A 6000-nucleotide genomic window follows, 5' to 3' on the forward strand; every position below is an offset into this window, starting at 1 on the left:
AAAATTATGTTCAAACATTTGAGAGCAGATGTCAGAGCGGTAAAAGAAAGAGACCCTGCAGTGAAAAGTACGATAGAAGTACTATTTTGTTATCCAGGACTTCATGCCATAATGTTCTACAGAGTCGCACATTGGTTCTATAAAAGAAAACTTTTCTTTATAGCTAGGCTCATATCAACAATAGCTAGATTTTTAACTGCAATTGATATACATCCAGGAGCCCAAATTGGCGAAGGAGTTTTTATTGATCATGGAATAGGTGTAGTTATAGGTGAAACTACTGAAATAGGAAACAATGTAACTATATATCAAGGAGTAACACTTGGGGGAACCGGAAAAGATAAAGGGAAGAGACATCCTACTATAGGAAATAATGTAGTGGTAAGTAGCGGTGCAAAAGTGCTTGGACCATTTAGAGTTGGAGATAACTCTAAAATCGGTGCAGGTTCAGTAGTGCTTAAAGAGGTGCCACCAAACTGTACAGTAGTTGGAGTACCTGGTAGAATAGTTGTAAAAGGGAATAAGAAAATTTCATTAGTAGATAAAGATATTGACCTTGACCAAGTTAAGCTTCCTGACCCAGTAGCACAAGAATTTGAAAGCTTAAGAAAGAGAATAGCTGACCTAGAAGACTATATCTATAACTCAATAGGGAGGGATAATGATGAGGCTTTATAATACTTTAACAAGAAAAAAAGAAGAATTTATACCAATCAAACAAGACAGGGTTACTATGTATGTATGTGGACCTACAGTATATAATTATATTCATGTAGGAAACGCAAGACCTTTAGTAGTATTTGATGTACTCCGAAGATATTTAGAATACAAAAACTATACTGTAGATTATTTAGTGAATTTTACTGATATAGATGATAAACTTATAAATAAAGCAAACGAAGAAGGAGCTACTGTAAAAGAAATTGCAGAAAAGTTTATTGGTGAGTATTTAAAAGATGCAAAGGGACTGCTTTTAAAAGAAGAATCAACTAATCATCCTAGAGCTACTGAGCATATAACTGAAATAATAGGCTTTATTAAAGAGCTAGTAGACAAAGGTTATGCATACAGTGTTAATGGTGATGTGTACTTTGATGTTACTAAGCTTGATGAGTATGGGAAACTATCAAAGAAAAACATTGAAGATTTAATATCAGGAGCAAGAGTAGAGGTTAATGAGATTAAAAGAAATCCTATAGACTTTACTCTTTGGAAAGCTGCAAAACCAGGAGAGCCTTCATGGGATAGTCCATGGGGAAAAGGTAGACCAGGATGGCACATAGAATGCTCTGTAATGGCGAGATTATATTTAGGGGATACTATTGATATTCATGCTGGTGGAGAAGATTTGCAGTTTCCACATCATGAAAATGAAATAGCCCAGAGTGAAAGTCTCACTGAGAAACCTTTTGCAAATTACTGGCTTCACAATGCTATGATAAATGTTGAAAATCAAAAAATGTCGAAATCCTTAATGAATTTCTTTACTGTTAGAGAAATAAGCAAGGAATTTGATTTAGAAGTATTGAGATTTTTCATTTTATCAGCACACTACAGAAAGCCTGTAAACTTTAGTAGAGAATTTGTGGAGCAGGCAAAGAATGGTCTTGATAGATTATATAATGGTAAAAATAATCTTGAATATTTGATGGATAATTGTAAAGAAAAAGCTTTAAATGACAAAGACAATAAAATAAAAGAAGAAATAACTGAATTAAAGAAAAAATTTATAGACAGTATGGAAGACGATATAAATACTGCTGACGCAATATCCGCACTATTTGAGATGGTGAAAGAAGGAAATACTAAACTAAGCCAAGATTCTCCTAGAGAACTAGTCATATTTATACACGATATATTAACAGAACTTAGTGGGATTTTAGGCATATTAAATAAAGAAAATGAACTACTAGACGAAGAAATCGCAGAGCTTATAGATAAAAGAATGGAAGCTAGAAAGAACAAGGATTTTAAACTAGCAGACCAAATTAGGGATACTTTAAAAGAAAAAGGGATAATACTTGAGGATACAAAAGATGGAGTTAAGTGGAAGAGGGTTAGATAATATATGGAAAGAGATTTATTTGATGGGTTTAAGAGTATAAGCAAAGACTGGGGAGTAGACATTAAGATGCTATCTCCCCTGCAATTTGCTTACATAGGAGATGCTGTATATGAGCTCTTCATAAGAACATACTTAATAGGAATGAAAAACATTTCAGTAAATGAGCTTCATAAAGAGGCCATAGAATATGTAAAGGCTAAAGCTCAAGCAGATATAACCCATTATTTAGAGGATAAGCTTACAGAAGAAGAGTGGCAAATGGTAAAGAGAGGTAGAAATGCAAAATCAGGCTCTGCACCTAAAAATGCAAATCTTTTGGATTATAGGTATGCGACTGGCTTTGAAACATTAATAGGCTTTTTATATCTTATGGGAAGATACGAAAGAATTTTAGAGATTTTTAGTATGATAATAGATGAAGGTGAACGTAAATAAAAGGGGGAAAAATAAATGCTTAAGGTAAGCTTACTAAGATATACTCCAGAACCAGAAAAACTTGTGGCTGCTTCTGCAAAGTTATGCTATTCCCAAGTAGGTGTAGAAAATATTGAAGAAAAACTTGATGATGAAAAAACTCAAGGCTTTATTGAAATGCTTATGAGCTTAGGACATGAATCACCAGTAGAACATGTTTCCTTTACATTTGGAGTAGAAGGTATAAGTAGGGTTCTGACTCATCAGCCAGTAAGGCATAGAATTGGAGCATCATACTCTCAACAATCTCAAAGATATGTAAAACTTCAACAATTTGAGTACATAATTCCACCATCAATAGAAGCTGTACCAGAAGCTAAAGCAATGTTCATTGAAGCAATGGAGCAGGATCAACAATATTACAATCAACTAACTGATATACTATATAACGAGCATTATGAAAAACTTATACAAGCTGGCAATAGTGAGGACAAGGCCAGAAAAGATGCAGAAAAAAAAGCCATTGAAGATGCTAGATATGTATTTCCTAATGCATGTGAAACAAAAATTGTGTTTACAATGAATGCAAGAGCATTATTTAATTTTTTTAATAAAAGATGCTGTAATAGAGCACAATGGGAAATAAGAGAGTTAGCAACAGAAATGCTAAGACAAGTAAAAGAAGTAGCACCATCACTATTTAAATACTGCGGCCCAGGCTGCGTAAATGGCCCATGCCCAGAAGGAAATATGAGTTGCGGAAAGATGAAAGAAGTAAGGGAAAAGTTTAAAACTCTTTAGAAAAAATAACTTAAGAATAGATTTGGCAGGATAGAATAATTACTAGCGATAATACAGTTGTAAAATTTTAATATAATACTAAGCGAACATTTGCAGGGCACGACTATAATTCTTAGCGAATGGAGGTAATAAATCCGTTAAGCAACTTGCACTGTCTGAGCGAAGCGAGTTTGCAAGTTGTAGGATTTAATACCGGAATGAGCTGTAGAATTATTCGTGACCGAAACCGAGAGCGTGTATTGTATTAAAATTTTACCGGCACCACAGAAATAATTATACGAGGTGAAGAGATGAGAGAAGAAGGTTATGTAGAAGGGCGTAATCCAGTAATGGAAGCCATAAAAGGCGGAAGAGAAATAGATAAGATACTAATCGCTAAAGGTTCAGAGCAAGGCTCTATACAAAAAATAATAGGAATGGCCAAAGACAAAAAGATAGTAACACAATATGTAGAAAAAGCAAAACTAGATGCAATGTCAGAAACTAAAGCTCACCAAGGAGTAATAGCACTAGTTACACCATATTCATATAAGTCAGTAGACGATATAATAAAAGTTGCAGAAGATAGAGATGAAGATCCTTTCATTATAATATTAGATGAAATAGAAGATCCTCATAATCTAGGGGCAATTATCCGTACAGCAGAATGTGTAGGAGCACATGGAGTAATAATTCCCAAAAGAAGAGCAGTAGGTCTAACTCCAGTTGTAATTAAAGCTTCAGCAGGGGCAGTAGAACATATAAATATTGCGAAAGTATCTAATATTGCTTCTACAATTGAAGAACTCAAAGAAAAAGGGATATGGATATACGGAGCAGATATGGGTGGAGAGCAAGATTATTTTAAAAGAGACCTTACAGGTCCTATAGCAATAGTGGTAGGTAGCGAAGGCAAAGGAATAGGAAGATTAATAAAAGAAAAATGCGATTTTTTAGTTAAAATACCTATGGCCGGGAAAGTAGCTTCTTTAAACGCTTCAGTTGCTGCATCAGTTATAATGTATGAAGTATTAAGACAAAGGGGTCTAAAGTAATGACATGAGGAGTAACGTTAAAGAGTACCTGTTTGTTGATGGGTACAATATCATAAATAACTGGAGCAATCTAAGACAACTATCAAAGCAAAGCTTAGAAGTTTCAAGAAATGAGCTAATAGAAACACTAGCTGAGTATCAATCTTTTACTGGCATAAAAGTAATAGTAGTATTTGATGCACATCTTGTAAAAGGAAGCATGGAAAAAAAAGAAACCTTTAAAGGTGTTGATGTTGTATATACAAAAGAGAAGGAAACTGCAGACCACTATATAGAAAGAACTCTGGATGCGATTGGGAGAACAAAAAAAGTCAGGGTGGCTACGTCTGACTGGATTGAACAACAGGTGGTAATGGGTAGAGGGGGAACCCGAATTTCAGCTAGAGAGCTAAAACTTGAAGTCGAGCATTATAAAGAAATAATTAGAAAGAAAAATGAAAAAGTTAATGAAACAAACGACCTTTTAATGGGCCGACTAGACAAGAAAACATTAGAGAAGCTCGAAAAACTTAGAAAGAATAAGTAAATACCTTGACTGGAATATCAAATATATATATAATGAGTGTATGCATGAAACGTTTTCAACATTTTGCTGGAGGGGATGCTGGTGGGATTAAGTATTTATAAGGATTTATCAGTAGATGAATACGATGCTATGGATGATGAAAAGGTAGTTGATGATGCTAGAGATGGTGATCCTGAGGCATTGGAATACCTTATTAAAAAATACAAAAACTTTGTAAGAGCTAAAGCAAGATCATATTTTTTAATTGGTGCAGACAAAGAAGATATTATTCAAGAAGGTATGATTGGTCTCTACAAAGCTATACGCGACTACAATCAGGACAAGCTTACTTCATTTAGGGCATTTGCAGAGTTATGCATAACTAGGCAAATAATAACTGCAATTAAAACTGCTACAAGACAAAAACACATACCTTTAAACTCATACATTTCATTAAATAAGCCGATTTATGATGAAGAATCAGATAGGACCCTTCTTGATGTTTTGACTGGTGCTAAGATAACTGACCCAGAGGAGCTAATTATAAGTAGAGAAGAGCTAAAAAGTATTGAGAGCAAAATTGGTGAAATCTTAAGTGATCTTGAATGGGAAGTATTGATGTCATATCTTCAAGGTAAATCCTATCAAGAAATAGCAGTAGACTTAGATAGACATGTTAAGTCAATAGATAATGCCCTCCAAAGAGTAAAAAGAAAACTAGAAAGATACTTAGAGGTTAAAGACATATAATTTTCCATTCAATATTTTGCCTATTGACATAAAATTAAGCTGATAGTAAAATTATCTAAGTGATGGCAACAAATGCCCATGTAGCTCAGGAGGTAGAGCACTTGCATGGTAAGCAAGAGGTCACCGGTTCGAGTCCGGTCGTGGGCTCCAACTAGTGAAAACATAGGGAAACACCCGGATGTGTTTTCTATGACTATAAGAGTTTTGACATAATAGATTTATGTAAGTTTTTTTATTAATTAATGCTAATACATATTAGCTATTTTTAAAATGTTTAGTAGGGAGGAATAAAAAAATGGCAAAAGCAAAATATGAAAGAACCAAGCCACACGTAAATATTGGAACAATAGGACACGTTGACCACGGTAAAACAACATTAACAGCAGCAATCACAACAGTATTAAACAAAAGATACGGCTTTGGAGAAGTAA

The 6000-nt window shown here is 34.2% G+C and carries 8 protein-coding genes and 1 tRNA gene; all 9 read left to right on the forward strand.

From position 1 onward, the window contains the following. The first annotated feature begins 6 nt into the window (after nt 1–6). A complete protein-coding gene (gene cysE, locus ABV008_RS10710) occupies nt 7–678 on the forward strand; it encodes a serine O-acetyltransferase (protein WP_352419814.1) in 672 nt (223 codons plus the stop codon). Beyond that, nucleotides 665–2065, forward strand: coding sequence for a cysteine--tRNA ligase (gene cysS, locus ABV008_RS10715; protein ID WP_352419815.1), 1401 nt, complete (start codon nt 665–667; stop codon nt 2063–2065). Before cysE ends, cysS begins: the two co-directional genes overlap by 14 nt. Nucleotides 2066–2068: 3 nt before the next feature. Then, a complete protein-coding gene (locus ABV008_RS10720; RefSeq protein ID WP_352419816.1) occupies nt 2069–2500 on the forward strand; it encodes a Mini-ribonuclease 3 in 432 nt (143 codons plus the stop codon). A 15-nt stretch (nt 2501–2515) separates the two neighbouring features. After that, complete coding sequence (thyX, locus tag ABV008_RS10725; RefSeq protein WP_352419817.1) at nt 2516–3280, forward strand: FAD-dependent thymidylate synthase; 765 nt, start codon at nt 2516–2518, stop codon at nt 3278–3280. A gap of 290 nt (nt 3281–3570) precedes the next feature. Further along, a complete protein-coding gene (gene rlmB / locus ABV008_RS10730) occupies nt 3571–4314 on the forward strand; it encodes a 23S rRNA (guanosine(2251)-2'-O)-methyltransferase RlmB (protein ID WP_352419818.1) in 744 nt (247 codons plus the stop codon). 4 nt (nt 4315–4318) lie between these two features. Next, nucleotides 4319–4840 carry an NYN domain-containing protein gene (locus tag ABV008_RS10735; RefSeq protein WP_352419819.1) on the forward strand — a complete coding sequence of 174 codons (522 nt, stop codon included), beginning with the start codon at nt 4319–4321 and terminating at the stop codon, nt 4838–4840. Nucleotides 4841–4921: 81 nt separating this feature from the next. Continuing rightward, entirely contained in the window at nt 4922–5569 is a 648-nt protein-coding gene (gene sigH, locus ABV008_RS10740; protein ID WP_502929774.1) for an RNA polymerase sporulation sigma factor SigH, read from the forward strand. Between the two features lie 74 nt (nt 5570–5643). Continuing rightward, nucleotides 5644–5719, forward strand: a tRNA-Thr gene (locus ABV008_RS10745). A gap of 145 nt (nt 5720–5864) precedes the next feature. After that, the coding region (locus tag ABV008_RS10750) for a GTP-binding protein (protein ID WP_352419569.1) at nt 5865–6000 on the forward strand (136 nt) is incomplete at its 3' end.

This window comes from Proteiniborus sp. (assembly GCF_040308045.1).
Taxonomy (GTDB): Bacteria; Bacillota; Clostridia; order Tissierellales; family Proteiniboraceae; genus Proteiniborus.